Source organism: Sulfitobacter sp. HGT1 (assembly GCF_013282155.1).
Classification (GTDB): domain Bacteria; phylum Pseudomonadota; class Alphaproteobacteria; order Rhodobacterales; family Rhodobacteraceae; genus Sulfitobacter.
This window is the reverse complement of record NZ_BLWI01000002.1, coordinates 19828-43706: the sequence shown is the minus strand read 5'-3', so window position 1 is coordinate 43706 and position 23879 is coordinate 19828. Positions and strand designations below refer to the sequence as shown.

The window sequence follows — 23879 nt, the reverse complement described above, 5'->3', positions numbered from 1 at the left end:
ATGCGTCCTTTTTCGAAATGTCATTCAAGAAAGAACATAGCACAGCGCCCGTTGGTTCCCAGTGCTTATGACAAAGCGCCATCAACGCCCAAAACCGTCTTGCCGCCCAGATAGGGGGCCAGCACCTGCGGCAGTTTCACCGAACCGTCAGCTTGCTGCCCGTTTTCAAGCACCGCGATCAGGCAGCGCCCCACGGCCAGACCGGACCCGTTCAGCGTGTGCACGAACTGTGGCTTGCCGCCATCGGCGGGTTTGAAGCGGGCGTTCATGCGTCGCGCCTGAAATGCGCCTGTGGTCGAAACCGAACTGATCTCGCGATAGGCGTTTTGCCCGGGCAACCACGCCTCGATGTCATAAGTGCGTTTCGCGCCAAAGCCCATGTCGCCGGTGCACAGCAGCACGGTGCGGTAAGGGACGTGCAACCGTTCCAGCAAATCCTCGGCACAGCGCAACATGCGTTTTTGTTCGTCGTCCGAGGTGTCGGGATGGGTGATCGACACCATCTCGACCTTTTCGAACTGGTGCTGGCGCAGCATACCGGATGTGTCGCGGCCCGCCGATCCTGCCTCGGAGCGGAAGCACAGGGTGTGGGCGGTCATGCGGCGGGGCAGGGCGGATTCTTCCAGCACATCGCCGGACACCGAATAGGTCAGCGTCACTTCGGAGGTCGGGATCAACCACCAGCCATTCGTGGTCTGATAGCTGTCATCGCCGAATTTCGGCAGCTTGTCGGTGCCATACATCGCCTCGTCGCGCACCAGAACGGGGGTTACATATTCGGTCAGCCCGTTGTCATCCACATGGGTGTCGACCATGAACTGCGCCAGCGCGCGGTGAATACGTGCCACAGCCCCCTTGAGCATCACAAACCGTGCGCCCGACGTCTTGGACGCCGTTTCAAAATCCATCGAGGCGGCAACGCTGGCGATCTCGAAATGCTCTTTTGCGGTGAAATCAAGCGTGGGCACGTCGCCCCAGCGGTTCACCTCGACGTTGTCATTTTCGTCGGCCCCTTGGGGCACATCATCGGCGGGCAGGTTGGGGATGCGCGCCAGTTTGTCGGTCAGTTGCGCGTCCAGCTCCTTGGCCTTGGCCTGCATCTGCGCGACTTCGGCCTTCTTTTCGCTGACCAAGGCGCGCAGGCGTTCAAATTCGGCCTCGTCGCCCGATGCCTTGGCAGCCCCCACCAGCTTTGAGGCCTTGTTCTGTTCAGCCTGCGCCGTTTCGGCCGCATTGATCATCCCGCGCCGCGCTTCGTCCAGCTCAAGGATTTCGCCCGTGACCGGCGCATCCCCGCGCCGCGCAAGGGCCGCGTCAAACGCTTCAGGATTTTCGCGGATGGCTTTGATGTCATGCATGGGTCTGTCCTTTGATCTTGAATCGCTTTCGGCGCTTTGAATGCGTTATGCCCGATTGTGGATCGCGGGGCCAGATGTGGTGTGGCGGGTTTATGCGGGGTTGTCGGGGTCTTGTCCGATGGAGCGCTGGAAGTCGCGGTGTTGGATGTTGAATTCTTCCCAGTCTAATTCTTCTTTTGACCAACGCTCGGGCCAGTTTTCGTGATCGGGGCCATGGCCGCTGGGTATGATCGTCGTCGCGTCGCCAAAGGCGGAATTGAGCAGTCTCACTTTTATGGTGCTATCAGTAAAATCAACACCCTTCAGCGCGCTACCTTTGATTGATGCCCCGTTAAACGAGGTTAAGGCATCTAATGTGGCCTCAGAAATATCCGCACCGTGCAATTTCACCCAGTCGAAGTTTGCACCATTTAGCTCCGCCTCTACGAGATTTGCTCCATGTAGCCACGCTCCCGAGAGGTCCGCCCCCTGCAATTGCGCCCCGTTGAGGTATGCCCCCTGCAATCGCGCCCCGCTGAGGTATGCCCCCTGCAACTGCGCTTGGCCGAGGTCTGCCCTCTGCAATTGCGCCCCACTGAGGTCCGCCCCCTGCAATTGCGCCCCGTTGAGGTATGCCCCCTGCAATCGCGCCCAGCCGAGCTTCGCCCCCTGCAACTGCGCCCCCCAGAGCGCCGCCCCCTGCAACTGTGCCCTGCTAAGGTAAGCCCCCTGCAACTGCGCCTCGCCGAGGTTGGCTCCTTGCAACTGGACCCCTTTCATTTTGGCACCGCTAAAATTCAGTCCGGCTAGATCACATCCCTGCATGTTGGCCTCGGTTAAATCAATCTCGCCACTGTCCAGTGGCAAGCCTGTCGTCTCCTTTAGCCGTCCCAACACCTGCATCGCGTTTTGCATGTCGGATCGGGCCGGGGTCAGGGCGCGGACCCAATTTTGAAGGACAGTGCGTTCATCTGATGTTGGCACCGTCTTTGGTGGATGTTCGCGTGACAGCTCGCGTACATAAACCGAAAGCATCCGCGCGATGCGCGGGGCGGCTTTGGGTTCCTCACCCGCCAGCCCTTCAAGCCGATCAATGGCACCGTTTCTGCGGGTCACATCGTCTTGCCATACTGTTTCATGGGTTTTCGTTTCACCATCTGTGACTTTAACTGAAACCTGACGCTGTGCATGAAGGTCCTCTACTGCTGCGTTAATCTTGTCGTTGAACAAGGCTTCGACCGCTGTTTCGGTCTGAGTCCGCGTGAATGTCAGGCGGATCAGGGTGAAGGGCAGTGCGACTACAGCGCCAAGCGTTGCGGTCAAGGCCGCCATCTTGGCCAAGGAAAACCGCCAGTCCCACGTTTGCTCTGAACTTTGAGGGGTTGCAGACATGATGAATGACCAGACCACCCCTAGCAAACCCATAACGAGAGATGCGAAAATTATAGTCCAAAGGGCGATAGCAACGAACAGCAGGCCAGAGTTTATGCTGCCAAGCCCCATGCGGGCCTGCAATCTGTCAAACAGGGGCGGCTTGGCTGGATCGCCCTTATAAAGGAATTGAGAAATCCCAATCGGGACGAATAAGAACGCCAGCAGCAACACGAACCCCAACAGATCACGCTGATTGATTTCAAAGATAATATCGTCCAACGGCACACCCCCATATTCCCCACCACCATGCCGTGCAAAACCATCTGTCACAACCGCTCAAAACGTGTGCCGCCCTGCAAACCCTGCACAGAAGCCCGCCCTTGGCCCGTGGCGGTCTGAAATACACGTGAAGCCACCTTGCAAAGCCCCGCATCTGGACCTAGGTTCCGCCAAACTTCGACGGCAGGCCGGAACGGGCGTGCTCCCTCAATAAAAGGACCATCCCCATGCAAGGCATTCAGCAATTCGTGCCCCTCATTCTGATCTTCGCGATCATGTATTTCCTGCTTATCCGCCCTCAGCAGAAGAAGGTGAAAGAACATCAGGCGATGGTTGCGGGTCTGCGCCGTGGCGATCAGGTGGTCACCCAGGGCGGGTTGATCGGCAAGGTTGTCAAGGTCAAGGACGATGGCGAGCTTGAGGTCGAACTGGCCGAAAACGTCAAAGTACGCGTTGTGCAGTCGACCATCGCGACGGTTGTGTCCAAGACCGAACCTGCCAAATAAACTGCCCAACCGGCAGCGTTAAGAAGGGCTTAAGCCATGCTTCAGATTGATCTGTGGAAACGGGTGTTGATCATCCTCACCTGTGTGACAGGCCTGTATCTGGCGCTGCCGAACGCGTTCTACGGCCCCGTAGAACAGCATAATGACGCGCTCAAGGCGATGGATGTGGCCGGGTCCACCCCCGAGCTTGAGGCGCAGGCGGCCCTTTGGCCGGAATTCCTGCCCGAGCGGTTGGTGAACCTTGGTCTGGATCTGCGCGGCGGTGCGCATCTGCTGGCCGAGGTCAACGTGGCCGAGGTTTACGCCAACCGGATGGAAGCGGCATGGCCCGAGGTGCGCGATGTCTTGCGGTCGATCACGCCGGTCCGCCGCGTCGATGCGCCCGAAGGTGAATTGCGGGTCCGGATCAATGATCCCGAACTGCTGGCCCAAGCGCTGGAGGCGACACGCACGCTGGCGCGGCCTGTGCAATCCATCACAGGGGCCGGCCAGAATGATATCGTGGTTAACGGTGCCGATAACATCATCACCGTGACCCTGTCGGAGGCCGAAAAGCAGGCCACAGACGAACGGACCATGCAGCAATCGCTGGAAATCATCCGCCGCCGTATCGACGAGGTTGGCACGCGCGAACCCACGATCCAGCGTCAGGGGTCTGATCGTATCCTTATTCAGGTGCCGGGCATCGGGTCTGCGGCTGAATTGAAAGCGATCATCGGGACAACCGCGCAGCTGACCTTTAACCCTGTTGTGAACCGTGGCGCGGATGAAAATGCCAATCCCGGTCTGGGCAATTCGCTGCTGCCTGACGCCGAAGCCCCCGGTGTGTACTATATTCTTGAAACTGCCCCCGTTGTGACCGGCGAAGAACTGGTCGACGCGCAGCCCAGCTTTGACCAGAACGGCCGGCCCGCTGTCAGCTTCCGCTTTGACACCACCGGTGCGCGCAAGTTCGGGACCTATACAGCCGAAAACATCGGCGCGCCTTTTGCGATTGTTCTGGATAACGAGGTCATCAGCGCCCCCACCATTCAAAGCGCCATTCCCGGTGGCTCCGGCATCATCACCGGTAATTTCTCGGTCGAGGAATCAACCAATCTGGCCGTGCTGCTGCGGGCAGGGGCCTTGCCTGCGGGTCTGACCTTTGTCGAGGAACGCACAATCGGGCCGGAACTGGGACAAGACAGCATTGACGCGGGCAAGATCGCAACAAGCGTCGCGTTCATCGCGGTGCTGTTCTTTATGTGGGCGACCTATGGCCTGTTCGGGTTCTTCGCCAATATCGCCTTGTTGGTGAACGTCGCGATGATCTTTGGTCTGCTCAGCCTGATCGGGGCGACGCTGACCCTGCCGGGGATCGCGGGCATCGTGCTGACTGTCGGTATGGCGGTGGATGCGAACGTGCTGATCTTTGAACGTATCCGCGAGGAACTGAAAACCGCCAAGGGCCCCGCGCGTGCCATCAGTCTGGGATATGAGCGCGCGCTCAGCGCCATTCTGGATGCCAACATCACCACCTTTATCATCGCTGTGATCCTGTTCGTTCTGGGGTCGGGGCCGGTACGCGGCTTTGCCGTGACGCTGGGGATCGGCATTGTTACCTCGGTTTTCACCGCATATTTCGTCACCCGTCTGATGGTTGTGTTCTGGTTTGAACGCGCCCGTCCCAAGACGATCACGGTCTAGGAGACTGAAATGAAACGCATGCGTTTAATCCCCGACGAAACCAATATCGACTTTTTCAAACACGCCAAGCTGACCTTTGGGGCGTCTTGCGTGGCGGTGGTTCTGGCCCTTGCCGTGTGGTTCACGATGGGTCTGAACTATGGCATCGACTTCCGCGGTGGCACGACATTGCGCACCCAAAGCGAGACGGCTGTTGACGTGGCCGCCTACCGCGCCGCGATGGAGCCGTTGGGTCTGGGCGATGTGTCGATCTCAGAGGTGTTCGACCCGACAAGCGACAGCAGCAAACATGTGGCGATGGTCCGCATTCAGGCGCAAGACGGCGAAGAGGCCGCGACCCCTGAAATGATCGAAGCCGTTGAAGCCGCCCTGAAAACCGTTGCGCCAAAGATCGTTTTCACCTCGGTGGAATCGGTCGGGCCGAAAGTGTCGGGCGAACTTATCCAGACTGCCCTGCTTGCGGTTGGCGCATCGCTGGGGGCAATCCTGATCTACATCTGGTTGCGGTTCGAATGGCAGTTTTCCGTCGGTGCGGTTGCGGCCCTGTTTCACGATGTGATCCTGACCGTCGGCATTTTTTCGGCCCTGCAAATCCGGTTCGATTTGCCTGTGATCGCAGCAATCCTGACGATCATCGGCTACTCGATCAACGATACGGTGGTCATCTTTGACCGCCTGCGGGAAAACCTGCGCAAATACAAAAAACGCCCCCTGCGCGATGTGATGAACATCAGCGTCAACGAAACCCTAAGCCGGACCTTGATGACATCGGGCACCACCCTGCTGGCGCTGATTGCGTTGCTGGTTCTGGGTGGCGATGTGATCCGCGGTTTCGTCTTTGCGATCACATGGGGTGTCGTCGTGGGTACCTATTCGTCGGTTTATGTGGCGAAAAACGTGGTGCTGTTCCTGGGCGTGAAACGTGACTGGACCAAGAAAGACACCGGTTCGGGTCAATACGCCAACATAGATGCATGACGTCTTAGCGGCGGCCGGATCAACCTCGGGTCTGATCTGGCTGCTTTTGAGCGTTATCGCATCGGGGTTGGTACGCGGTTTTTCCGGCTTTGGCAGCGCCATGATTATCATGCCCGTCGCCGCATCGGTGCTAAGCCCCGTTCAGGCCATCATCTTCCTGTCCACGACCGAATTGCTTGGCCCGCTGCCAAATCTGCCGTCGGCCCTGCGCCAAGGGTCCAAACGCGATATCTGGCTCTTGCTGTCAGGTGTCTTGCTGGCCATGCCCGTGGGCTTGGTCGTTTTGTCCGCCATGTCACCCGATGTCTTTGGCTGGATCGTGTCGGGCGTCGTCATTGCACTGTTGATGCTGTTGATCACCGGCTGGCGCTATTCCGGCACGTTGGGCAAACCGCTGATTGTCGGGACCGGCGCTTTGGGTGGTTTCATGACAGGGTTTGCAGGTGTCGCGGGCCCGCCCGTGATCATGCTTTATATGGCCAGCAAATTGCCAATCGCAGCGATCCGAGCGAATTTCCTGCTGTATCTTGTCGGCGTTGATTGCCTGCTGTTCATCATGCTTTTGCTCAGCGGGCAGTTGGTGTGGCCCGTTGTTGTGCTGGGCCTTTTGATGGGCATCCCAAACGTTTTGGCCAATATGATCGGGGCGCGACTATTTAACCCGCAATCCGAGACGCTTTTCCGCGTGGTGGCCTATATTGTCATCGGGCTTTCCGCTATTATCGGATTGCCGTTGTGGAAAGGATAAGGTCATGCGCCTGAACGAGGTTGTGTTTAACGATGCCAAACCTGTCGAAGGGTATGGCCCCGGATTTTTCCGCATTGGCGGCACCGTGATCCACGGGCCGGTGATTACGGGCGCGTCGGGCACCCGGACATGGGGCGGGTTTGACGACGCCGACGCGCTGCTGGCACTGGCAGGCACGGTTGATATCCTGTTTCTGGGCATGGGGGCCGAGATCGCCCATATCCCCGCTGACCTGCGCCGCCAGATGGATGACGCGGGTCTGGGCCTTGAAGTGATGTCATCGCCCGCCGCATCGCGCACCTATAACGTCTTGCTGAGCGAAGGCCGGCGCGTGGCGTTGGCGATGATCCCGATCTGATATGACATTATGCATCCACGATCTGGCCGTCGCCCGTGGCGGCGTCCCTGTGCTGAGCGGGGTCAGCTTTGAGATTGCCCCCGGAGCGGCGTTGATCTTGCGCGGCCCGAATGGCGCGGGCAAGACCACGCTGCTGCGCACCATCGCGGGGCTGCAACCGGCGCTGTCGGGGCAGATCGACGGGGCGGATGAAACCATCGCCTATGCGGGCCATGCGGATGGCCTCAAGGCGATGCTCAGCGTGACCGAAAACCTGACCTTCTGGGCGCAGGTCTTTGGCAACAGCGATATCGAACCGGCGCTGGCTGCCTATCAGCTGGACCCGTTGCGCGACCGGCTGGCGGGCACCCTGTCGGCGGGGCAAAAACGGCGGCTGGGGTTGGCGCGGTTGATGGTCACGGGGCGGCCCGTGTGGGTGCTGGACGAACCCACCGTGTCGCTGGACGCGGACGCAGTTGCGATGTTCGCCTCCGCCGTCACGGCGCATCTGCGGGCAGGGGGCATGGCGCTGATCGCCACCCATATCGACCTTGGCCTGAATGCCGCCACCTTTGATGTGGCCCCGTACCGCGCCAAAGCGGACCAGCGCAGCGGTGCCAGCGACGAGGCGTTTTTATGATTGCGCTGCTGCACCGCGACCTGATGCTGGCATTTCGCGCCGGCGGCGGCTTTGGCCTCGGGCTCGCGTTCTTTTTGATTGTCACAGTGCTGGTGCCGTTCAGCGTCGGCCCGCAATCCGAACTGCTGTCCACCATCGCGCCGGGGGTGTTGTGGCTGGGGGCGCTGCTGGCCTGCCTGCTGTCGCTTGACCGGCTGCTGGCCCTTGATTTCGAGGACGGTACATTGGATCTGCTGGCCACCGCGCCCCTGCCGCTGGAGGCCGCGCTGAGCATCAAGGCGCTGTCGCACTGGTTGACCACCGGGCTGCCATTGGTGCTGGCCGCGCCGGTGCTGGGGCTGATGCTGAACCTTGCCCCTGACGGGTATCTTTGGTTGATCGCGTCGCTCGCACTTGGCACGCCGGCACTGTCGGTGATCGGTGCCTTCGGGGCGGCCCTGACGGTGGGGATCAAACGCGGCGGGCTGTTGATGTCGCTGCTGGTGCTGCCGCTTTATGTGCCGACGTTGATCTTTGGGGCCGAAGCCGCACGTCGCGGGGCGATGGGGCTGGATGGTACCACGCCGCTGATCCTGCTGGCGGGCATCACGCTGGGCACGATTGCGCTGATGCCTTTCGCCTCGGCTGCGGTGTTGCGGATGACGTTGCGATGAGCGGGCCAACGCCTGAGGCGTTTTGCCCATTGAGTGCATCCTAGGGGAAGGGTAAATACCGAACATGTCATTGTGGGAATACGCCAATCCGGTAAAGTTTTTGGGCCTGTCAGCCCGTGTGCAACCCTATCTCTGGGCGGCAGCCGCGATCTGTGTGGTTGTGGGGCTGGTGTGGGGGTTCTTTGCCACGCCGGATGATTTCCGCCAGGGATCAACGGTCAAGATTATCTACCTGCACGTCCCTGCTGCGCTGATGGCAATCAATGCGTGGTTCATGATGCTGGTTGCCTCGCTGATCTGGCTGATCCGCCGCCACCACGTCAGCGCCCTGGCCGCCAAAGCGGCGGCACCGGTCGGTATTACCATGACGGTTATTGCGCTGGTGACCGGTGCGATCTGGGGCCAGCCGATGTGGGGCACATGGTGGGCATGGGACCCGCGCCTGACGTCATTCCTGATCCTGTTCCTGTTCTACCTTGGCTATATCGCCCTGTGGGAAGCCGTCGATGACCCGGACACTGCCGCCGATCTGACCTCTGTGCTGTGTCTTGTGGGGTCGGTGTTTGCGGTACTGTCACGCTATGCGGTCAAGTTCTGGAACCAGGGGCTGCATCAGGGCACATCCGTGCCCGTGGCAACGGGGGGACGAACGGTGTCTGACGTGTTCTTTTATCCGCTGGTGATCAGCATGGTCGGCTTTGGCCTGCTGTTTCTGGCGTTGGTTTTGTACCGCACCGGCACAGAAATCCGCCTGCGCCGCGCCCGCGCATTGCTCGCCCGCAGCAAGAAAGAAGCATGATGCCTGATCTTGGAAAATACGCCGCCGAGGTGCTTGCCGCTTACGGTCTGTCCCTGGTGCTGATGGCGGGGCTGATCCTGTTGTCCTTGCGCAAAGGCCGCCGCGCAAGGGCGGAACTGGCCCGGATCGAGGCGCAAAAAGATGCCTAAGATATCACCATTGATGCTTGCCCCCCCGCTGATCTTTGCCGCATTCGTGGCCCTTGCGGCCTTTGGCATGTTCAGACCCGACCCCGAAGGGTTGCCGTCAACTCTGGTCGGCCAAACGGCCCCGGCGCTGCCTGAACAGGAACTCAGCGGTTTTGCGCCCCCCGCAGCCGACGCCCTTGCAAGCGGCAAGGTGACGCTGGTGAACTTCTGGGCCAGCTGGTGCCCGCCCTGCCGCGCAGAGCATCCGACCCTGTTGAAAATGCAGGCCGACGGGATCGCGATCATCGGGGTGAATTTCAAGGACACAGCTGGGGCGGCAACCAGCTATCTGACTGATGACGGTAACCCGTTTCAAGGCGTAGCCTTTGACCCGCAAGGGCGCACGGCCATTGACTGGGGTGTAACCGCGCCGCCGGAAACCTTTATCATCGACGGGGATGGCACCGTATTGTTCCGCTTTGCCGGCCCCTTGGTCGGAAGCGACTATGAACAGCGTTTCCTGCCCGCGTTACGGGATGCTTTGGCAGAGTAGTCTGTTATTCCAAATGGACTTAAATCCTCGCCGAAGGCATTTCTTCCTTTGCGCGCCGGCCAAAAGAATTTCGCCTTTGGCGAGGATATTTAAGAGCCAGAGAAGCCCGGGGCGGGGCGGAGTGTGGCGAATTTTCTAGGTTACTTGGTAGGGGTGTTGACCCGTGAGACAGATTTTACAAAAGCGTTTGCCGAATGAGCAGGGCGGCGATGTGCGCTTGCCGGGGGTTGGACCTTGTGCGGCGAATGACTGGCTGCGGGCGGACGATGCTTACGCTGCGCAGATGCAGTACCGCGCCGAGCTGATTGCCCAGAGGCCCCAGGATGTATTGTATGAACCTGACACTGCGCGCGAGGCCAGTCTCGAGGTGTTGCGCGAGGCTTTGGGGATTTTGCCACAGCTTGGCTTTGCCGTTGAGGGGAGCCGGGTCATCTGCCCTGACGGGCGCGCGGTCGATCTGGACTGGGACGCGCCCCTGCGCAGTTTGGGGCATTTGGTGCAGGAAGACATTTGCATTTTGCAAAAGCGGGGGAATGAGCATGTTCTGGCCGCCGCTGTGCTGTGCTTTCCTGCGAATTGGCGTTTGGCCGAGAAAATCGAGCGCCCGTTGACGGCAATCCATGTGCCGGTCGAAGAATATGACGATAACATTGCCCGCCGGGTGCAGCGTCTGTTTGACGGGGTTCGGGTGGGCCAGCCGTTGTGGCGGTTCAACAGGTTGACCTATGCCGATGCCGATCTACATCAGCCGCGCCGGCGCGAAGTGGGGGATGAAATGCCGTTTCTGAGGTCGGAGCGGCAATGTATCTTGCGCTTGCCCGAAACGGACGCGGTTGTGTTCACCATTCATACCGTCGTGGTGCGCGGCGATGTTACGCCTGTTGGACGCTGATCCAACAGGCGTGTGAGCTTAGCGCGGGTCAAGCACCAGATGTGGCTGCCCGTCCGAGGTCTTGCGCGGGGAAATCCCGTTTGCGCCCACCACGGCGTTCACCTGCCGTCGCAGGTTGCTGAACAGGGGCGAGGTCACCACGTCAACGGCTTGGTCAAAGCAAAGCGTCAGGGACCACATGCCGGAGCCGGAGAGTTTCGCCGCTTTCACCACGCCTTTGAACGGTTGGCCAAGATAGCGGCCCGAGGCGCGGTCGCCGGGTTTCCAGCCGATGGTCGGGGTGCTGGCTTGGGCGCTCAGGGTGTTCCAGTCGCGCGCGCCCCATTGATGGGCAACCATTTCCAGGGTCGCAGCGTGGGAAACGGTGTTTCCTTGCGCTGCCAGATCTGCACGCAGGCGTTTTGCCTGAGATTTCAGGACATCGGTCGGGGGGATCGGGGTTGTCATTTTAACACTCCTGCTCTCGCAAAAGTCGAAGGGGGTCCGCGTTACCCGTCAATCGGCGAGATTGAAGGTGTCGTGTTTCAAAGGGCTTCACCGGAATGCGGACGGCAGGGGCCTTTCCCTGACCCCCATATGGCGCGTTGGCGCGAAAGTTGCAAGGGACGCGGTTCGGGGCCCGGTTCGGATACCTTCGGCGAGGATTTTTGGCCATTTGGAAGGCAGGGGATGCGCACCTGTCCGGGTGCGCATTCTGGTGCCAGGTTAGGTTAGCCGTCGATGCGGGCACCCATGATGGCGATGGCTTTTTGATACACGCCGGCGGCGTTCCATTGCTTGATCACGGCGAAGTTTCCCTGACCTTCCTGATAGCCGACGCCGGGTTGCCAGCCCTTCTGGCGCAGGAAATTGGCGGTCGAGGCGAGGGCATCGGTCTGGTTATAGAAATCAATGCGCCCGTCGCCATTGCCGTCAACGCCGTAGCGCAGGGCATTGCCCGGCAGGAACTGTGTATGGCCCAGTTCGCCGTGTTTCGCGCCTTTGGTCGATCCGGTGATTGCGCCCATATCGACCAGCTTCAACGCGCCGATTGCGTGGGGTTCAAAGAAGGCGGAGCGGCGGCAGTCATAGGTCAATGTGGTGATGGCCGAGACAACAGCGCTGTCGCCCATGAAGCCCCCGAATGCGGTTTCCATCCCGTGGATCGCGATGATGACCCCTGCCGGCACGCCAAAGCGGGATTCCAAGGACTGGTAGAACGCGGCATCGCGGGCTTTGCGTTTGCGGCCTTGGGCGACGATGGTATCGGCCCCGCGCACCTGCATGAATTTCGACAAGGAGTATTTGAACGACTTTTGGTTGCGGTCTGCGGCGATGGTGCGCGAGGCGTATTGGGCATCGGCCAGGGCTGCCAGACCGCGTTTGCCAACCCCTGCGGCTGCTGCTTCTTTTGCGAAGGAGGATTTCCAGGCGTTAAAGCCGCCGCCGCTGTTTCCGCATTCTGCGGCAACCACGGGTGCGCAGAGGCCGGCTGTCAAAAGGCAGGCGGCGGTAATCGTTTTAAAGAAATACATAAAAAACCCCAAAGTGACTGAATTAATGCGACATTAACCAACGGGGCCTGATCTGCAAAGTGAAACTGCCGTGATCAATGCACAAAGGGCGCCCCGCTTGGGACGCCCTTTGGATTTTCTTAACTTCTGTTGATTAGCAGCTGTAGTACATGCCGAATTCAACAGGGTGGGGTGTGTGCTCGTATTTGTGCACTTCTTCCATCTTGAGTTCGATGTAACCTTCGATCTGGTCCTTGGTGAACACGTCACCGGCCAGCAGGTAATCCATGTCGTTTTGCAGCTCGTCCAGCGCTTCGCGCAGGGACCCGCAAACGGTTGGGATACCGGCCAGTTCCTCGGCAGGCAGATCATACAGGTTCTTATCCATGGCTTCGCCCGGATCGATCTTGTTCTTGATGCCGTCAAGGCCAGCCATCAGCAGTGCTGCAAAGCACAGGTAGGGGTTGGCTGCGGGATCGGGGAAACGTGCCTCGACGCGCTTGGCTTTGGGGCTTTCTGTCCATGGGATCCGAACGCAGCCAGAGCGGTTGCGGGCGGAATAGGCGCGCAGAACGGGGGCTTCGAAGCCCGGGATCAGGCGCTTGTAGCTGTTGGTCGCCGGGTTGGTGAAGGCGTTCAACGATTTGGCGTGGGACAGGATGCCGCCGATGAAATACAGCGCTTCCTGAGACAGGTCGGCGTATTTGTCGCCTGCAAACAGCGGCTTGCCGTCTTTCCAGATCGACATGTTCACGTGCATGCCTGAGCCGTTATCGCCATAGATCGGCTTGGGCATAAAGGTTGCCGATTTGCCGTAAGCATGTGCCACGTTGTGGATCACATATTTGTACTTTTGCAGCTCGTCCGCCTGATGCGTCAGGGTTCCGAAGATCAGACCAAGTTCGTGCTGGCAGGACGCCACCTCGTGGTGGTGCTTGTCGACCTTCATCCCGAGGCGCTTCATCGTGGACAGCATCTCGGCGCGCAGGTCTTGTGCTTCGTCGACAGGGTTGACCGGGAAGTAGCCGCCCTTGAGGCCGGGGCGGTGGCCCGTGTTGCCCATCTCGTAATCGGTGTCGGTGTTCCAGGACGCGTCGGACGCATCAACTTCGTAGGATACCTTGTTGATCGTGTTCGAGAATTTGACGTTGTCGAACAGGAAGAATTCGGCTTCGGGGCCCATATAGGCCGTGTCACCAATACCCGAGGATTTCAGATATGCTTCGGCTTTCTGGGCCGTGCCGCGTGGGTCGCGGTCATAGGCTTCGCCTGTGTCCGGCTCGACGATCGAGCAGTGCACGCAAAGTGTTTTTTCAGCATAGAACGGGTCAACGTAAGCTGTGTCGGTGTCGAGCATCAGTTTCATGTCGGATGCTTCGATGCTTTTCCAGCCCGCGATCGAGGAGCCGTCAAACATGAAGCCCTCTTCGATGAAGTCTTCATCGACCAGATCAGAAACGATTGTGACGTGCTGCAGCTTGCCGCGCGTGTCCGTAAAGCGAACATCTACGTATTCGATGTCCTCGTCCTTGATCTTTTTCAAGAAGTCCTTGGTGCTCATTGGATGATATCCTCTTTCTTGGAACCTTTGGTGGATTACAGCGCGTCTGAACCGGTCTCGCCGGTGCGGATGCGAATTGTTTGTTCGATGGTGCTGACAAAGATTTTGCCATCCCCGATCTTTTCGGTCTTCGCGGCGTTCACGATGGCCTCGATGGCGGCGTCTACCTGATCGTCATCCAGAACAATCTCGATTTTGACCTTGGGAAGGAAATCAACGACGTATTCGGCACCACGGTACAGTTCGGTATGGCCCTTCTGACGGCCGAAACCTTTGACTTCAATCACGCTAAGCCCCTGAACGCCGACGTCCTGAAGCGCCTCTTTGACTTCATCAAGCTTGAACGGTTTGATCACAGCTTCGATCTTTTTCATCTGAGGCCTCCCTGCCGATATGCGGTATTCAATGTTTGCATGAGCGTCATTTCACTATGCAAGGCGACGGTCTACCAAGCGTCAGGCGGAGTCCACATCGGGCGATGAAATTTCGAGCGGGTAGCATGAAAAATGTGCTGTGAGATTAAAAATTAGGCAGTTGTGAAATTGAAAAGGCCGGGGCAGGGGCAATTCGGTCGCGCGGCAGGCGTCAAGATGCGGGCCCTGATGCGTTTTCGGTGGAATTTACCGATGGCTGATTCCGCGGTTGGCGGATGTTCGGCGCAGTGCTGGGTATACCTGTGGGGCACACGAACGGGGCGCGAGGGTCGCGCGCGGCAGTTTGCGGGGGATGGAAACAACGGCTGCCCAATCCCTTGGGCAGCGGTCGTGTTATGCGGCGTCCAGGACTGCGCCACGTGCGCGGCAGGCATCTGCGGTTCCCAGCTCCAACCCGCCGGCATACAGAATATGCGGACCGTCGCAGAAGATCTGGATCAGGACCTGTTTTTGTTCGCCTTGGTCGATGATGAATTCACCATCCACAAGGGCGCGTGCCGCAACCAGGGCGCGTTCGGAATTGAACATCGCCTGCGCACGCCAGTCGCGAACCAGAACCATCTGGTCAGCCGCCAGCAGGGTATCGGATTCAGGACGCGTATGCCCCAGCGATCCGGCTGCAAAAGCGATGGTATGAACTTTACGAGTGGTGCGTTGGATATGGGTGACAGTGGAAATCCCACAATCACGCGTAATAAGTTTGTCACCGATGCTCAGAACTTCCACCGGAATCTCCCCATCAAGGGTGAGCAAACGTGTGCCAGATATCAGGCCGCTATCGACGCTGACATAGGGCATATAATGGCCCGCTAGCGAATCCTGTTCGCTGACGCGCCCGACCGTATTCGGTTTCATGGGCGTCTCTTTCTTGCTTTACCTACCTCAGGTAATGAAGTGGATAAGGTAAAAAAGTGTTGATGTCTTGTGTTTTTTACACTCGCCTATCCCAAACTTGTTTGATAGAGACCGCGCAATGCGGGTGTGGCGGAATTGGTAGACGCACCAGATTTAGGTTCTGGCGCCTATGGCGTGGGGGTTCGAGTCCCTTCACCCGCACCAATTTATTTTTGGCCTACCGGCATTGGCTACTTGAGGCCGTTTGTGAACTGCCGCCTTTGGGTTTGGTTCCGAACTTTCCTCTTCATTCATATCATCACCATCCAACGTGACTGAATGCTGCCTGAAGCACGCACGCCGAACGCTTTTCCATGCGCTCGGTCTTTCGGATTTCTGCCGCTATTTGGGGGTGGGCCGCACTACCAGCGCCGTGAAATCCAGCGGCGGCAGTGCGGTATTCACTCAGTCTTGTGGGGGGCGCAGGGCGATGATGCGGATGTCGGGCGCGCCTTTGAACTCTTCGTTTTTGCGGATGAACCGGATCGCTCCGTTGGGCGCAATCCGCGCCAGCAGTTTTGCATCAGGGCTTTCTGCGCGCCAGTCCTCCAAGGAAAACTCTTCCGTCAGTCTGGTGGTCCGGAAGCGCCAGCCATCGGCCATCATCGCCTCAAGCTCGGCATGGGTGGCCTCGAGCGCCAAGGGCCGGCCGCCCAAGGTGCGCGGCAGCTGGTGGCGGGTGCTTTCAGACCGTTCACGCATCACCTGAAACACATTTTCGCGCCCAAATTCAGGGGCAAGGTCGGTGGTTACCAAGGTGTTATAGGCGTCATTATCCGTGGCTGCGATCAGCGTCGCATAGCTGACCAGTTCGACCCGCTGTTCCGCCGCTTCGGACAGAATATCGCCCGAAAACGTGTCGATGCCCGCTGCACGGGCCTTGCGCAGCCGGATGAAATTGGGGTCGGTCATCAGCACCGGCACTTCAGCCTTTCTGAGGGTTTCGGCCAGCGCCGTTGTCCAGTTCGCACCCCCGATGATCACCACGCCCGGCACATCCGCACCGGCCAGGCCCAGCACCCGCGCAAAGGGCGCAAGGCTAAAGCCGTTAACCACAACCGTCACCGCGACCAAGGCAAAGGCCAAGGGCGCGATCAGTGCCGCGTCTTCAAAGCCGAGGTTGAGCAGACGGTCGCCAAACAATCCCGCAACGGCAACCAGCACCACACCGCGCGGACCGGTCAGCGCGACCAGCAGTTTTTCGCGAAACGGGATGCCCGAACCAAAGAGCGAAATAAAAACCGTCACGGGCCGCGCTATCAGAACGACCACCGCGACAAAGGCCGCAGCGCGCCAGTCAAGATTGCCGAGCGCGTCAACGTCCAGCCCCGCAGCAAGCAGAATGAACACACCCGATACCAGCAACACGGTCGCGTGTTCCTTGAAGCGGCGCAGTTCCTCATAGCTGGGCAGTTTGGAGTTCGCGATCACAATGCCCATGATCGTCACGGCCAGGAGCCCGCTTTCATGCAGCACCGCGTCGGATGCTGCAAAGACACCCAGCAACAGGGCAAACAGCACCGGCACTTTCATGTACTCCGGCACCCAGCCGCGCTTGAAACTACGCGACAGGCCAACGCCCGCGGCGACCCCTGCGGCAGTTGCCACAACGGCACCCAGCAGCAGATCGACCATTGCCTCTGACGCGGTGGTTGCGGTGTTCAGGGCCAGCACGACTTCGAACGCCAAAACGGCAGCCAGCGCGCCGATGGGGTCGTTAATGATCGCTTCCCATTGCAACAAGGTGGCAGGGCGGCGCGACAGGCGGGCGGTGCGCAACAGCGGCGCGATGACGGTGGGGCCTGTGACGATCATGATCCCGCCAAAAACCGCAGAGCTGGACCAGCCCAAACCTGCCACATAATGCAGCGACAGGGCCGACAAAAGCCAGCCCAAGGGCGCACCGATATAAACCAGTCGCCTGACCCCGCCCACCGCGTCTTGCAGCGTGTGAAAGTTCAGCGAAAGCCCGCCCTCGAACAGGATAATGGCCACTGCGATGGATATCATCGGGGCCATCAGCGGCCCGATATCGCGGGTCGGGTCAAAGATACCCAGAACCGGCCCGATCACAATACCGGCGACCAGCATAAGCACGATGGCAGGCATGCGCAGCCGCCACGCGATCCATTGTGATCCGACGCCGATTGCGCCGACCAATGCGATTGCCGTTACGGGGGTAAGCGCGCCAAGTGCTTCTGTTGCCACAATGGTATCCTTTTTTAATCGTTCATCAAATTAACATGAGAAGGAGAGAAAATAACAATAAAACTGGAGGGGCGTTCCGTTACGTCGGCACGACATAAGCTGCGGGACGCGGCACCGTCACAGCGCCTGTTGGTCTAATAGAGTGGTTTTGATGTCACCTTTGGCGGCGGGGGAATTGTGGGGTTTTCGGGCATGCTTGCTCTTTTCGACTTCGCAAGGGCAACGCATGTATCGCGCAATGGTTCCGGCCCGCAGACCTGTGCGGGCAGCGTTGCAAGGCGCGCTGTCTGTGGGACGCCTTTATAAGGCGTTGATTTCATGTAGCTAAAGGGTGGCTAGCCCCCCGCAGTCGCTACCACCGTTTTCCGCGGGTTTGTGTTGACGCGGCAGTGTTATCGCGGTTTTCATCACCCAGCTTGCGCCATCTTTCAAGCCGCGCAGGGTCGAGCGTACCCGCCCTGACCGCCGCTTGCACGGCGCATCCGGGTTCATGCGAATGGGTGCAATCGCGGAACTTGCAGTTTGGGCCCAGTTCGGTGATCTCGGCGAACAACATGTCCAACCCGTCCGATACATCGCTGACGTGCAGCGTGCGCATGCCCGGCGTGTCGATCAGCCATCCACCGCCCTTGATCGCATGCAAGGACCGCGAGGTCGTCGTATGGCGGCCCTTTGCGTCATCCTCGCGAATGCCGCCTGTCTGCTGGGCATCTTCACCGGTTTTGCCGGAAAGGGTATTCAGCAAGGTCGATTTCCCCACACCTGAAGACCCGACAAGGGCAACGGTCTGACCATTGCTGCACCACGGGGCCAGCACGGCGGCCGCGTCGGGCGTTTTGCCATTGACCGTGACCACATCAAGGCCGCGTTGCAGCGCCTTGGCCTGATCCAGAAAACTGGCGGTATCATCGACCTTGTCGGCCTTGGTCAGAACGATCACCGGCTTGGTGCCTGCCTCGTTGGCAAGGGCAAGGTAACGTTCCAGTCGGGCTGGGTTGAAATCATCGTTGCACGAGGTGACGATAAATAAGGTATCGAGATTGGCCGCGATCAACTGTGGCACACGGCCGCCCTTGGCCGCCCGTTTCAACAGCGACTGCCGGTCGAGCCGGCGCACCAGCATGTTGTCATCGGCGGCCAGCAGCACCCAATCGCCGACCGCGAAATCGGTGGTGTTGGTTTTGGGCGGCAACAACAGCCGCACAGGCCCGTCGACAGTCTCGGCTGACATGCGCGACCGGTGCACGGTTGCAATACGCGCGGGGCGCAGGGCTGCCTCGGACGGGTCCAACTGGTCCGAGAAGAACGCGGACCAGCCTAGATCAGCCAAGCAGAGTGCGGAGGGAATATTGTTTTTCACACCCATTGGATGATCGCGCAGACGGGATGATGCAAGGGGTTCTGATCACACGGCAGAGTTTTTTCATCAAGTTTCACGGATTAAAACGCCGATACTGCTGCGCAAGATGCGGTACTGTGGCGGTATTCGATGCCAAGCGATCTAGTAAAACCACAGATCACGCACAGCGACATCGACCTTGAACGCGCGGCCTACGGCGACGATGCCCAAGCGGCGCAATGCTTTGGGATCAAAATCCGCGTCAGTGCGGTGGGCTTCGAGATCGGCAAAGGCAAATTCCAAGGTCGTCCATTCAGCCGGTGCCGTAAATGCGCTGCGAAAGGACTGCCACGGTTTTTCCAGATCGGTGGTGCGCAGGCGCAGATCATAGCGTTCCCCGTTGCCGCAAACGTCAATCTTGATCCCTGTCCACGCGCTGGCATCAAACGCACCGCCACCTGCTGCAAAATCAAAGGCCATTTGCAAGAAACCGCCGTTGTTTTCCAATGATACTTCACCCGTCAGCCGCGTCGCGGGTGCGCCTTTGACCGGCTCTTGCGAGATTTGACCGCGCGACAGCCCGCCCATGACGGCATCGGGGACAAATTCCCAACCGGGCGTGATCTGTTGCGTCATGATCTGGGGTCTTTCACTGGAAATTGCGTGGGTGCGTCGCCGGGCACCCAAGCGGGGTACTTCATCATAGCTAGTCCGAATGCGTCAGAGGACAAGAACCGGTCGAGCCAGCCGTGCAGATCAGGCCAAGGCTGCGCATCAAACCACGGCTTGTCGATAAAGGCGAATTGACGGACGAAGGGCGCAATCGCCAGATCGGCCAGTAGGGGGCGATCAAACAGATGCGTGTCGATCCGCGCATCAAGATCAGACAGGAAACGGCAGGCATCGGCGCGGTGCCGGTCAGGATCTTGGTCGGGATAGCGGGTGGCGTATTTGGTCCGGTCCAGCGCATGTTTAAAAGGGCCGTCGCAGCGGGCAATCAAATCCCACCCCGCATCTGGCATGGCGTGCAGGCGCTGTGGATCAGACCGCAGAAACGCCCAGATCATGATATCAAGGCTTTCGTCGATCACGTGATCGGGAAGGACCAGACAGGGGACGGTCCCGCTGGGGGAGGCCTCCAGAAAAGCCTGCGGCTTGTCGCGCAAGACGATTTCGCGCAGCTCGACCTGAACGCCCGATGCCAAAAGCGCCAGCCGCGCGCGCATGGCGTAGGGGCAGCGGCGAAAGGAATAGAACGTCGGCATCATGGCAGGATCGACAGCCACATCCACGCGGTCAGAACCGAGGCCACGGTGGCGATCAGCACCGAACTGGCCGCCACACGGCGCGCACGGCCATACATATTGGCAAAGATATAGGCGTTGAACCCCGGTGCCATGGCAGCGGTCAGCACGCCCGAACGGAACAGGTCTTGGGGCAGGGCAAAGCTGGACCCCAGCAGCCAGACAATCGCCGGATGGACCAGCAAGGCAATGCCGCAGACCATTGCAATCGCCTTGAGGTCGCCTTCGGGTTTGTATTGGAACAGCACACAGCCAAGCGCGAAAAGCGCTGCCGGCAAGGCGGCGCGCACGATCAGCGACAGGGCGTCATCAATCACGGCCGGTATAGCGACGCCGCTGAAATTGACCAAGAACCCCGCGATGATCCCGATGACCAGCGGGTTGTGGAACATCGCATTGGTGACGTTGCGCGCAAGGCTCAGCCCGGATTGCCCGCGGTTGCGCACGAATTCCATCACCGTGATGCCAAGGCCGTAGCAAAACGGCGAGTGCATGGCGATGATCGCAAAGTTGCCTGTCAGCGCGTCGGCCCCGTAAGCGCGTTCGGTGATCGGCAGGCCCAGCAGGACCGAGTTTGAAAAGAGGCAGCAAAACCCGATGGCCACGCAGTCTTCCCAGTCGCGTTTGAAGATGAACCTTGCGCCAAAGATACCAAGGGCAAAACAGATCGCGGCACCGGAGTAAAAGCTGAACAGAAGGCGCGGGTCGAAGGAGGCGGACAGATCAAGATTTGCGATGGACTGGAACAGCAGGCAGGGGACGGCAAAGCTTTGGGCAAAGCGCATGACGCCGTCGATGCCCGCGACCGGAAACACGCCCCGCCAGACAGAGACATATCCGAAGCCGATGACCAGAAAGACGGGGAGAATTACATCGAGGAGTGTCTGCACAACGAAAGCCTTGGGGGTTTTTGCGGATCGCTGGGGGTTTCACACCCCCAGACCCCCGTGGAGTTTATCTGGCAAAATGAAATCAGGCGGGAAAGGTCAGCGTCATGCCGTCATAGGCGGGTTGGATGTGATCGGGGGTTTCGGCGGCGACGGTGTCGTAATCCAGATCATTGTGCATATTGGTCAGCACGGCGGTTTGGGGGGCCATTTTTTCGATCCAGCCCAGGGTTTGTTCAAGGTGGCTGTGGGTCGGGTGCGGGTCGCGGCGCAGGGCGTCGACGATCCAGCAGGTGAGGTTTTCCAGATGCGGCCATGCGGCGTCGGGTATTCTGGCCACATCCGGCAGATAGGCGACATCGTTCATCCGGAAGCCAAGCGCGTCGATGCCGCCGTGGTTGACCAGAAACGGGGTGAAGTTGAGGGGGCCGCCGGGGCCGTCGATGGTGACGTCGCCGTCGATCAGGTTCATGTCCAGAATGGGCGGGTAGGACGACCCTTCGGGTTGGATGAAGACATAGCCAAAGCGGTCGAACAGGGCCTCGCGGGTAGGGATATCGGCCCAGACGGGCAGGCGTTTGCGCATGTTGATCACGATCATGCGCAGGTCGTCGACGCCGTGCACATGGTCGGCGTGCGAATGGGTATAGATCACCGCATCAAGCCGTCCGACATTGGCATCCAGCAACTGGCTGCGCATGTCGGGTGAGGTGTCGACCAGCACGGATGTGGTGCCCGTTTCGCTGATCCGTTCCACGAGGATGGAGCAGCGGCGGCGGGCATTTTTGGGGTTTGTCGGATCGCAAGCGCCCCATTGCCCGCCAAGGCGCGGCACCCCGCCCGACGAGCCGCAGCCCAGAATGGTGATCTTCATCGTTGCCATTATGCTGCCCCGGTGAAGGCCGCGACCTTGGTAAACAGGCGGTCGAAATTGGCTTGGGTCTGGGCCGCGAAATCGGCGTAGTCGAGGCCAAAGGTTTGCGCGCCGCGCCGGGCGGTATGTGCCGTATAGGCCGGTTCATTGCGTTTGCCACGGTGCGGGGGCGGGGCCAGATAGGGGCTGTCGGTCTCAACCAGTATCCGGTCGAGCGGTGCGGCCGCAAAGATGTCGCGCAAATCGCTGCTTTTGGGGAAGGCGGTGATGCCCGACATCGACAGATAGAACCCCAGATCAAGGGCGGCACGGCCCAGTTCAGCGGTGCTGGAGAAGCAATGCATCACGCAAGGAAATGCGCCGTTGCTGTATTCCTCGCGCAGGATACGGGCCATGTCGTCATCGGCGTCGCGCGAATGGATGATCAGGGGCAAGCGCGTATCGCGGGCCACGGCAATATGGGTGCGCAGCGAGGTTTGCTGGATGTCGGCCGATTCAGCGGTGTAGTGGTAATCAAGCCCGGTTTCGCCGATGCCCACCATCTTGGGGTGACGGGTCAGCGCCAGCAGGTCGTCATAGCTGGCCATGGGTTCTGTTGCCACGCTCATCGGGTGGGTTCCGGCGGCGTAAAACACCGGCGCGTAGGTTTCGGCGATGGCGCGCACGGCGGGTTCGTTTTTCGGCTTGGTGCAGATGGTGACCATGCGCGTGACGCCGGCCTGCACGGCGCGGTCGATCACATCTGGCAATTCATCCTGAAAATCGGGAAAATCAAGGTGACAATGGCTGTCGGTGATGGGGTAAATGTCGCTCATGCCGGTCCCGTTTGTTGATCATCTGGGTGCGGTTTGACCCATCTTGAACAGGGTATCTAGGACCAGTGCAGCAGGGTCAAGGTTGACGGCCATCCCGTGACGCGCGCGGGTGCCGATCTCGTGGGCGGCTTCGGCCCATGCGCGGCCCTGCGCGGGGGTTGCGGACAGGCGCGCAAGCACGGCCCGCTCGTTCGGGGCGGCTTCGGTTTCGGGGGGCTGGCCTGTGGCACCGCTACGGGCAAGGCGCAGCATCAACAGGTCAATCAGGGTAAACAGCAGCGTCAGTTTTTCTTCGGCACCGCGGGTGGCGGCGGCTTCGGCCAGAGCCAGCGCGCGGGACCGGTCCATCTGGGGCAGGGTGCCCAGAATGCCGACCAGTTCGGCATACATCTTGAGGCCGCCCATCAAGGAAAGCCCGAGCGCGCCACCGACAGAGCCGCCCGACAGCGCCGCAAGGGCCGCGGGATCGCCTTGGACATCCACACCCGATTGGGCCAGCGCCTGCGCCATCTGGTCGGGCGACAAGGTGCCCAGTCGCAAGGTACGGCACCGCGATTTGATGGTGGGCAGCAAGCCTGACGGGCGGTGGCTGATCAGCAGGATAATCGCGCGGGCAGGGGGTTCTTCAAGCATCTTGAGCAGCGCGTTGGCCGCGTTCGGGTTCATCAGGTCGGCGTCATCCACGATCACCACACGGCGGCCACCATCTGCCGCCGACATATGGAAAAAACCGTTCAGTTTGCGGATGTCATCCACAACGATCTGTTTGCGCAGACGTTTGGTTTTTTCATCCACGGTGCGGGTCACGGATTTAAGCGCCCCTTCGCCACCGGCGGCAATGCGATGCGCCACCGGGTGGTCGGGGTCGATATCCAGACTGGTCGGGGTTTCGGGGGCAAACATGCCGCCCTCATCGGGATCAGGGGTTGCCAGCAGAAATCTGGCGATGCGCCAGGCCAGGGTTGCCTTGCCCACACCCCGAGGGCCGGTCAACAGCCAGCCATGATGCAATTTACCGGAATTGAAGGCGTCCAGAAACGCGGCTTCGGCAGCCTCCTGACCGATCAGGCGGGGGGTGTCGCGCGGGTGGTGCGTGCCGTCAATGCGGTCTGGCTGGGGGGTATCGTCGCTCATGTATTGCGTTTAACACGGAATGCGTC

The 23879-nt window shown here is 59.8% G+C and carries 26 protein-coding genes and 1 tRNA gene; 12 read left to right on the top strand and 15 right to left on the bottom strand.

Annotated features, from left to right (window positions below; translation table 11 throughout):
- Positions 1–65: 65 nt before the first annotated feature.
- Positions 66–1358, bottom strand: coding sequence for a serine--tRNA ligase (serS, locus tag HGT1_RS02360; protein ID WP_176248384.1), 1293 nt, complete (start codon positions 1356–1358; stop codon positions 66–68).
- A gap of 90 nt (positions 1359–1448) precedes the next feature.
- Entirely contained in the window at positions 1449–2990 is a 1542-nt protein-coding gene (locus HGT1_RS02355) for a pentapeptide repeat-containing protein (RefSeq protein WP_217902968.1), read from the bottom strand.
- A gap of 227 nt (positions 2991–3217) precedes the next feature.
- Here HGT1_RS02355 and yajC point away from each other — a divergent pair, with 227 nt between their 5' ends.
- The 11 genes from yajC to HGT1_RS02300 all read left to right on the top strand — a co-directional run bounded on the left by yajC (position 3218) and on the right by HGT1_RS02300 (position 10910).
- The gene (gene yajC / locus HGT1_RS02350) at positions 3218–3496 is read left to right on the top strand and encodes a preprotein translocase subunit YajC (RefSeq protein ID WP_176248383.1); all 279 of its coding nucleotides are present in this window, start codon (positions 3218–3220) and stop codon (positions 3494–3496) included.
- A gap of 36 nt (positions 3497–3532) precedes the next feature.
- Positions 3533–5182 (top strand): protein translocase subunit SecD, encoded by a 1650-nt coding sequence (gene secD / locus HGT1_RS02345; protein ID WP_176248382.1) that lies wholly within the window; start codon positions 3533–3535, stop codon positions 5180–5182.
- 9 nt (positions 5183–5191) lie between these two features.
- Positions 5192–6160, top strand: coding sequence for a protein translocase subunit SecF (gene secF, locus HGT1_RS02340; protein ID WP_176248381.1), 969 nt, complete (start codon positions 5192–5194; stop codon positions 6158–6160).
- Positions 6153–6908, top strand: coding sequence for a sulfite exporter TauE/SafE family protein (locus tag HGT1_RS02335; protein ID WP_176248380.1), 756 nt, complete (start codon positions 6153–6155; stop codon positions 6906–6908). Before secF ends, HGT1_RS02335 begins: the two co-directional genes overlap by 8 nt.
- Positions 6909–6912: 4 nt before the next feature.
- Positions 6913–7266: an Mth938-like domain-containing protein gene (locus tag HGT1_RS02330; RefSeq protein ID WP_176248379.1), complete on the top strand. Its 354-nt coding sequence runs from the start codon at positions 6913–6915 to the stop codon at positions 7264–7266.
- Between the two features lies 1 nt (position 7267).
- Positions 7268–7885 carry a heme ABC exporter ATP-binding protein CcmA gene (gene ccmA, locus HGT1_RS02325; RefSeq protein ID WP_176248378.1) on the top strand — a complete coding sequence of 206 codons (618 nt, stop codon included), beginning with the start codon at positions 7268–7270 and terminating at the stop codon, positions 7883–7885.
- The gene (gene ccmB, locus HGT1_RS02320; protein ID WP_176248377.1) at positions 7882–8538 is read left to right on the top strand and encodes a heme exporter protein CcmB; all 657 of its coding nucleotides are present in this window, start codon (positions 7882–7884) and stop codon (positions 8536–8538) included. Before ccmA ends, ccmB begins: the two co-directional genes overlap by 4 nt.
- A 64-nt stretch (positions 8539–8602) precedes the next feature.
- On the top strand, positions 8603–9337 hold the full coding sequence (locus HGT1_RS02315) for a heme ABC transporter permease (RefSeq protein WP_176248376.1): 735 nt from the start codon (positions 8603–8605) through the stop codon (positions 9335–9337).
- Complete coding sequence (ccmD, locus tag HGT1_RS02310; protein WP_176248375.1) at positions 9334–9486, top strand: heme exporter protein CcmD; 153 nt, start codon at positions 9334–9336, stop codon at positions 9484–9486. The genes HGT1_RS02315 and ccmD overlap by 4 nt, the downstream gene beginning before the upstream one ends.
- Complete coding sequence (locus tag HGT1_RS02305; protein WP_176248374.1) at positions 9479–10018, top strand: DsbE family thiol:disulfide interchange protein; 540 nt, start codon at positions 9479–9481, stop codon at positions 10016–10018. Before ccmD ends, HGT1_RS02305 begins: the two co-directional genes overlap by 8 nt.
- Positions 10019–10181: 163 nt before the next feature.
- Complete coding sequence (locus HGT1_RS02300) at positions 10182–10910, top strand: DUF3445 domain-containing protein (RefSeq protein ID WP_176248373.1); 729 nt, start codon at positions 10182–10184, stop codon at positions 10908–10910.
- An 18-nt stretch (positions 10911–10928) separates the two neighbouring features.
- Here the strand turns inward: HGT1_RS02300 and HGT1_RS02295 are convergent, their stop codons facing one another.
- The 5 genes from HGT1_RS02295 to HGT1_RS02275 form a co-directional block, all read right to left on the bottom strand.
- Positions 10929–11357, bottom strand: a complete 429-nt coding sequence (locus tag HGT1_RS02295) for a glyoxalase superfamily protein (RefSeq protein WP_176248372.1) — start codon at positions 11355–11357, stop codon at positions 10929–10931.
- A gap of 263 nt (positions 11358–11620) precedes the next feature.
- The gene (locus HGT1_RS02290) at positions 11621–12424 is read right to left on the bottom strand and encodes a lytic transglycosylase domain-containing protein (RefSeq protein WP_176248371.1); all 804 of its coding nucleotides are present in this window, start codon (positions 12422–12424) and stop codon (positions 11621–11623) included.
- Between the two features lie 133 nt (positions 12425–12557).
- Positions 12558–13964, bottom strand: a complete 1407-nt coding sequence (gene glnA / locus HGT1_RS02285) for a type I glutamate--ammonia ligase (RefSeq protein WP_176248370.1) — start codon at positions 13962–13964, stop codon at positions 12558–12560.
- A gap of 35 nt (positions 13965–13999) precedes the next feature.
- A complete protein-coding gene (locus tag HGT1_RS02280) occupies positions 14000–14338 on the bottom strand; it encodes a P-II family nitrogen regulator (RefSeq protein WP_176248369.1) in 339 nt (112 codons plus the stop codon).
- A 393-nt stretch (positions 14339–14731) separates the two neighbouring features.
- Complete coding sequence (locus tag HGT1_RS02275; protein WP_176248368.1) at positions 14732–15253, bottom strand: Hint domain-containing protein; 522 nt, start codon at positions 15251–15253, stop codon at positions 14732–14734.
- Between the two features lie 120 nt (positions 15254–15373).
- On the opposite strand from HGT1_RS02275, the gene HGT1_RS02270 reads away from it, so the two are divergent.
- Positions 15374–15457: transfer RNA gene (locus HGT1_RS02270), tRNA-Leu, on the top strand.
- 240 nt (positions 15458–15697) lie between these two features.
- Here HGT1_RS02270 and HGT1_RS02265 read toward each other — a convergent pair.
- From HGT1_RS02265 to HGT1_RS02230, 8 genes are all read right to left on the bottom strand, one after another.
- Positions 15698–17500, bottom strand: a complete 1803-nt coding sequence (locus HGT1_RS02265) for a sodium:proton antiporter (protein WP_255200068.1) — start codon at positions 17498–17500, stop codon at positions 15698–15700.
- 352 nt (positions 17501–17852) lie between these two features.
- On the bottom strand, positions 17853–18866 hold the full coding sequence (gene rsgA / locus HGT1_RS02260; RefSeq protein WP_176248367.1) for a ribosome small subunit-dependent GTPase A: 1014 nt from the start codon (positions 18864–18866) through the stop codon (positions 17853–17855).
- Positions 18867–19001: 135 nt separating this feature from the next.
- The gene (locus HGT1_RS02255) at positions 19002–19475 is read right to left on the bottom strand and encodes a CIA30 family protein (RefSeq protein ID WP_176248366.1); all 474 of its coding nucleotides are present in this window, start codon (positions 19473–19475) and stop codon (positions 19002–19004) included.
- On the bottom strand, positions 19472–20107 hold the full coding sequence (locus HGT1_RS02250; RefSeq protein ID WP_176248365.1) for a glutathione S-transferase: 636 nt from the start codon (positions 20105–20107) through the stop codon (positions 19472–19474). The genes HGT1_RS02255 and HGT1_RS02250 overlap by 4 nt, the downstream gene beginning before the upstream one ends.
- Positions 20104–21033, bottom strand: a complete 930-nt coding sequence (locus tag HGT1_RS02245; RefSeq protein WP_176248364.1) for an AEC family transporter — start codon at positions 21031–21033, stop codon at positions 20104–20106. Before HGT1_RS02245 ends, HGT1_RS02250 begins: the two co-directional genes overlap by 4 nt.
- A gap of 82 nt (positions 21034–21115) precedes the next feature.
- Positions 21116–21913 (bottom strand): MBL fold metallo-hydrolase, encoded by a 798-nt coding sequence (locus HGT1_RS02240; RefSeq protein ID WP_176248363.1) that lies wholly within the window; start codon positions 21911–21913, stop codon positions 21116–21118.
- Positions 21913–22719, bottom strand: a complete 807-nt coding sequence (locus tag HGT1_RS02235; RefSeq protein ID WP_176248362.1) for a TatD family hydrolase — start codon at positions 22717–22719, stop codon at positions 21913–21915. The genes HGT1_RS02240 and HGT1_RS02235 overlap by 1 nt, the downstream gene beginning before the upstream one ends.
- A gap of 18 nt (positions 22720–22737) precedes the next feature.
- The gene (locus HGT1_RS02230; RefSeq protein WP_176248361.1) at positions 22738–23853 is read right to left on the bottom strand and encodes a DNA polymerase III subunit delta'; all 1116 of its coding nucleotides are present in this window, start codon (positions 23851–23853) and stop codon (positions 22738–22740) included.
- Positions 23854–23879: the final 26 nt, after the last annotated feature.

Bases quoted from the DNA above. Each gene is read 5' to 3' on its own strand.
- serS (WP_176248384.1), bottom strand. From the start codon at position 1,358: ATGCATGACATCAAAGCCATCCGCGAAAATCCTGAAGCGTTTGACGCG.
- yajC (WP_176248383.1), top strand. From the start codon at position 3,218: ATGCAAGGCATTCAGCAATTCGTGCCCCTCATTCTGATCTTCGCGATC.
- secD (WP_176248382.1), top strand. From the start codon at position 3,533: ATGCTTCAGATTGATCTGTGGAAACGGGTGTTGATCATCCTCACCTGT.
- secF (WP_176248381.1), top strand. From the start codon at position 5,192: ATGAAACGCATGCGTTTAATCCCCGACGAAACCAATATCGACTTTTTC.
- HGT1_RS02335 (WP_176248380.1), top strand. From the start codon at position 6,153: ATGCATGACGTCTTAGCGGCGGCCGGATCAACCTCGGGTCTGATCTGG.
- HGT1_RS02330 (WP_176248379.1), top strand. From the start codon at position 6,913: ATGCGCCTGAACGAGGTTGTGTTTAACGATGCCAAACCTGTCGAAGGG.
- ccmA (WP_176248378.1), top strand. From the start codon at position 7,268: ATGACATTATGCATCCACGATCTGGCCGTCGCCCGTGGCGGCGTCCCT.
- ccmB (WP_176248377.1), top strand. From the start codon at position 7,882: ATGATTGCGCTGCTGCACCGCGACCTGATGCTGGCATTTCGCGCCGGC.
- HGT1_RS02315 (WP_176248376.1), top strand. From the start codon at position 8,603: ATGTCATTGTGGGAATACGCCAATCCGGTAAAGTTTTTGGGCCTGTCA.
- ccmD (WP_176248375.1), top strand. From the start codon at position 9,334: ATGATGCCTGATCTTGGAAAATACGCCGCCGAGGTGCTTGCCGCTTAC.
- HGT1_RS02305 (WP_176248374.1), top strand. From the start codon at position 9,479: ATGCCTAAGATATCACCATTGATGCTTGCCCCCCCGCTGATCTTTGCC.
- HGT1_RS02295 (WP_176248372.1), bottom strand. From the start codon at position 11,357: ATGACAACCCCGATCCCCCCGACCGATGTCCTGAAATCTCAGGCAAAA.
- HGT1_RS02290 (WP_176248371.1), bottom strand. From the start codon at position 12,424: ATGTATTTCTTTAAAACGATTACCGCCGCCTGCCTTTTGACAGCCGGC.
- glnA (WP_176248370.1), bottom strand. From the start codon at position 13,964: ATGAGCACCAAGGACTTCTTGAAAAAGATCAAGGACGAGGACATCGAA.
- HGT1_RS02280 (WP_176248369.1), bottom strand. From the start codon at position 14,338: ATGAAAAAGATCGAAGCTGTGATCAAACCGTTCAAGCTTGATGAAGTC.
- HGT1_RS02275 (WP_176248368.1), bottom strand. From the start codon at position 15,253: ATGAAACCGAATACGGTCGGGCGCGTCAGCGAACAGGATTCGCTAGCG.
- rsgA (WP_176248367.1), bottom strand. From the start codon at position 18,866: ATGGGTGTGAAAAACAATATTCCCTCCGCACTCTGCTTGGCTGATCTA.
- HGT1_RS02255 (WP_176248366.1), bottom strand. From the start codon at position 19,475: ATGACGCAACAGATCACGCCCGGTTGGGAATTTGTCCCCGATGCCGTC.
- HGT1_RS02250 (WP_176248365.1), bottom strand. From the start codon at position 20,107: ATGATGCCGACGTTCTATTCCTTTCGCCGCTGCCCCTACGCCATGCGC.
- HGT1_RS02240 (WP_176248363.1), bottom strand. From the start codon at position 21,913: ATGGCAACGATGAAGATCACCATTCTGGGCTGCGGCTCGTCGGGCGGG.
- HGT1_RS02235 (WP_176248362.1), bottom strand. From the start codon at position 22,719: ATGAGCGACATTTACCCCATCACCGACAGCCATTGTCACCTTGATTTT.
- HGT1_RS02230 (WP_176248361.1), bottom strand. From the start codon at position 23,853: ATGAGCGACGATACCCCCCAGCCAGACCGCATTGACGGCACGCACCAC.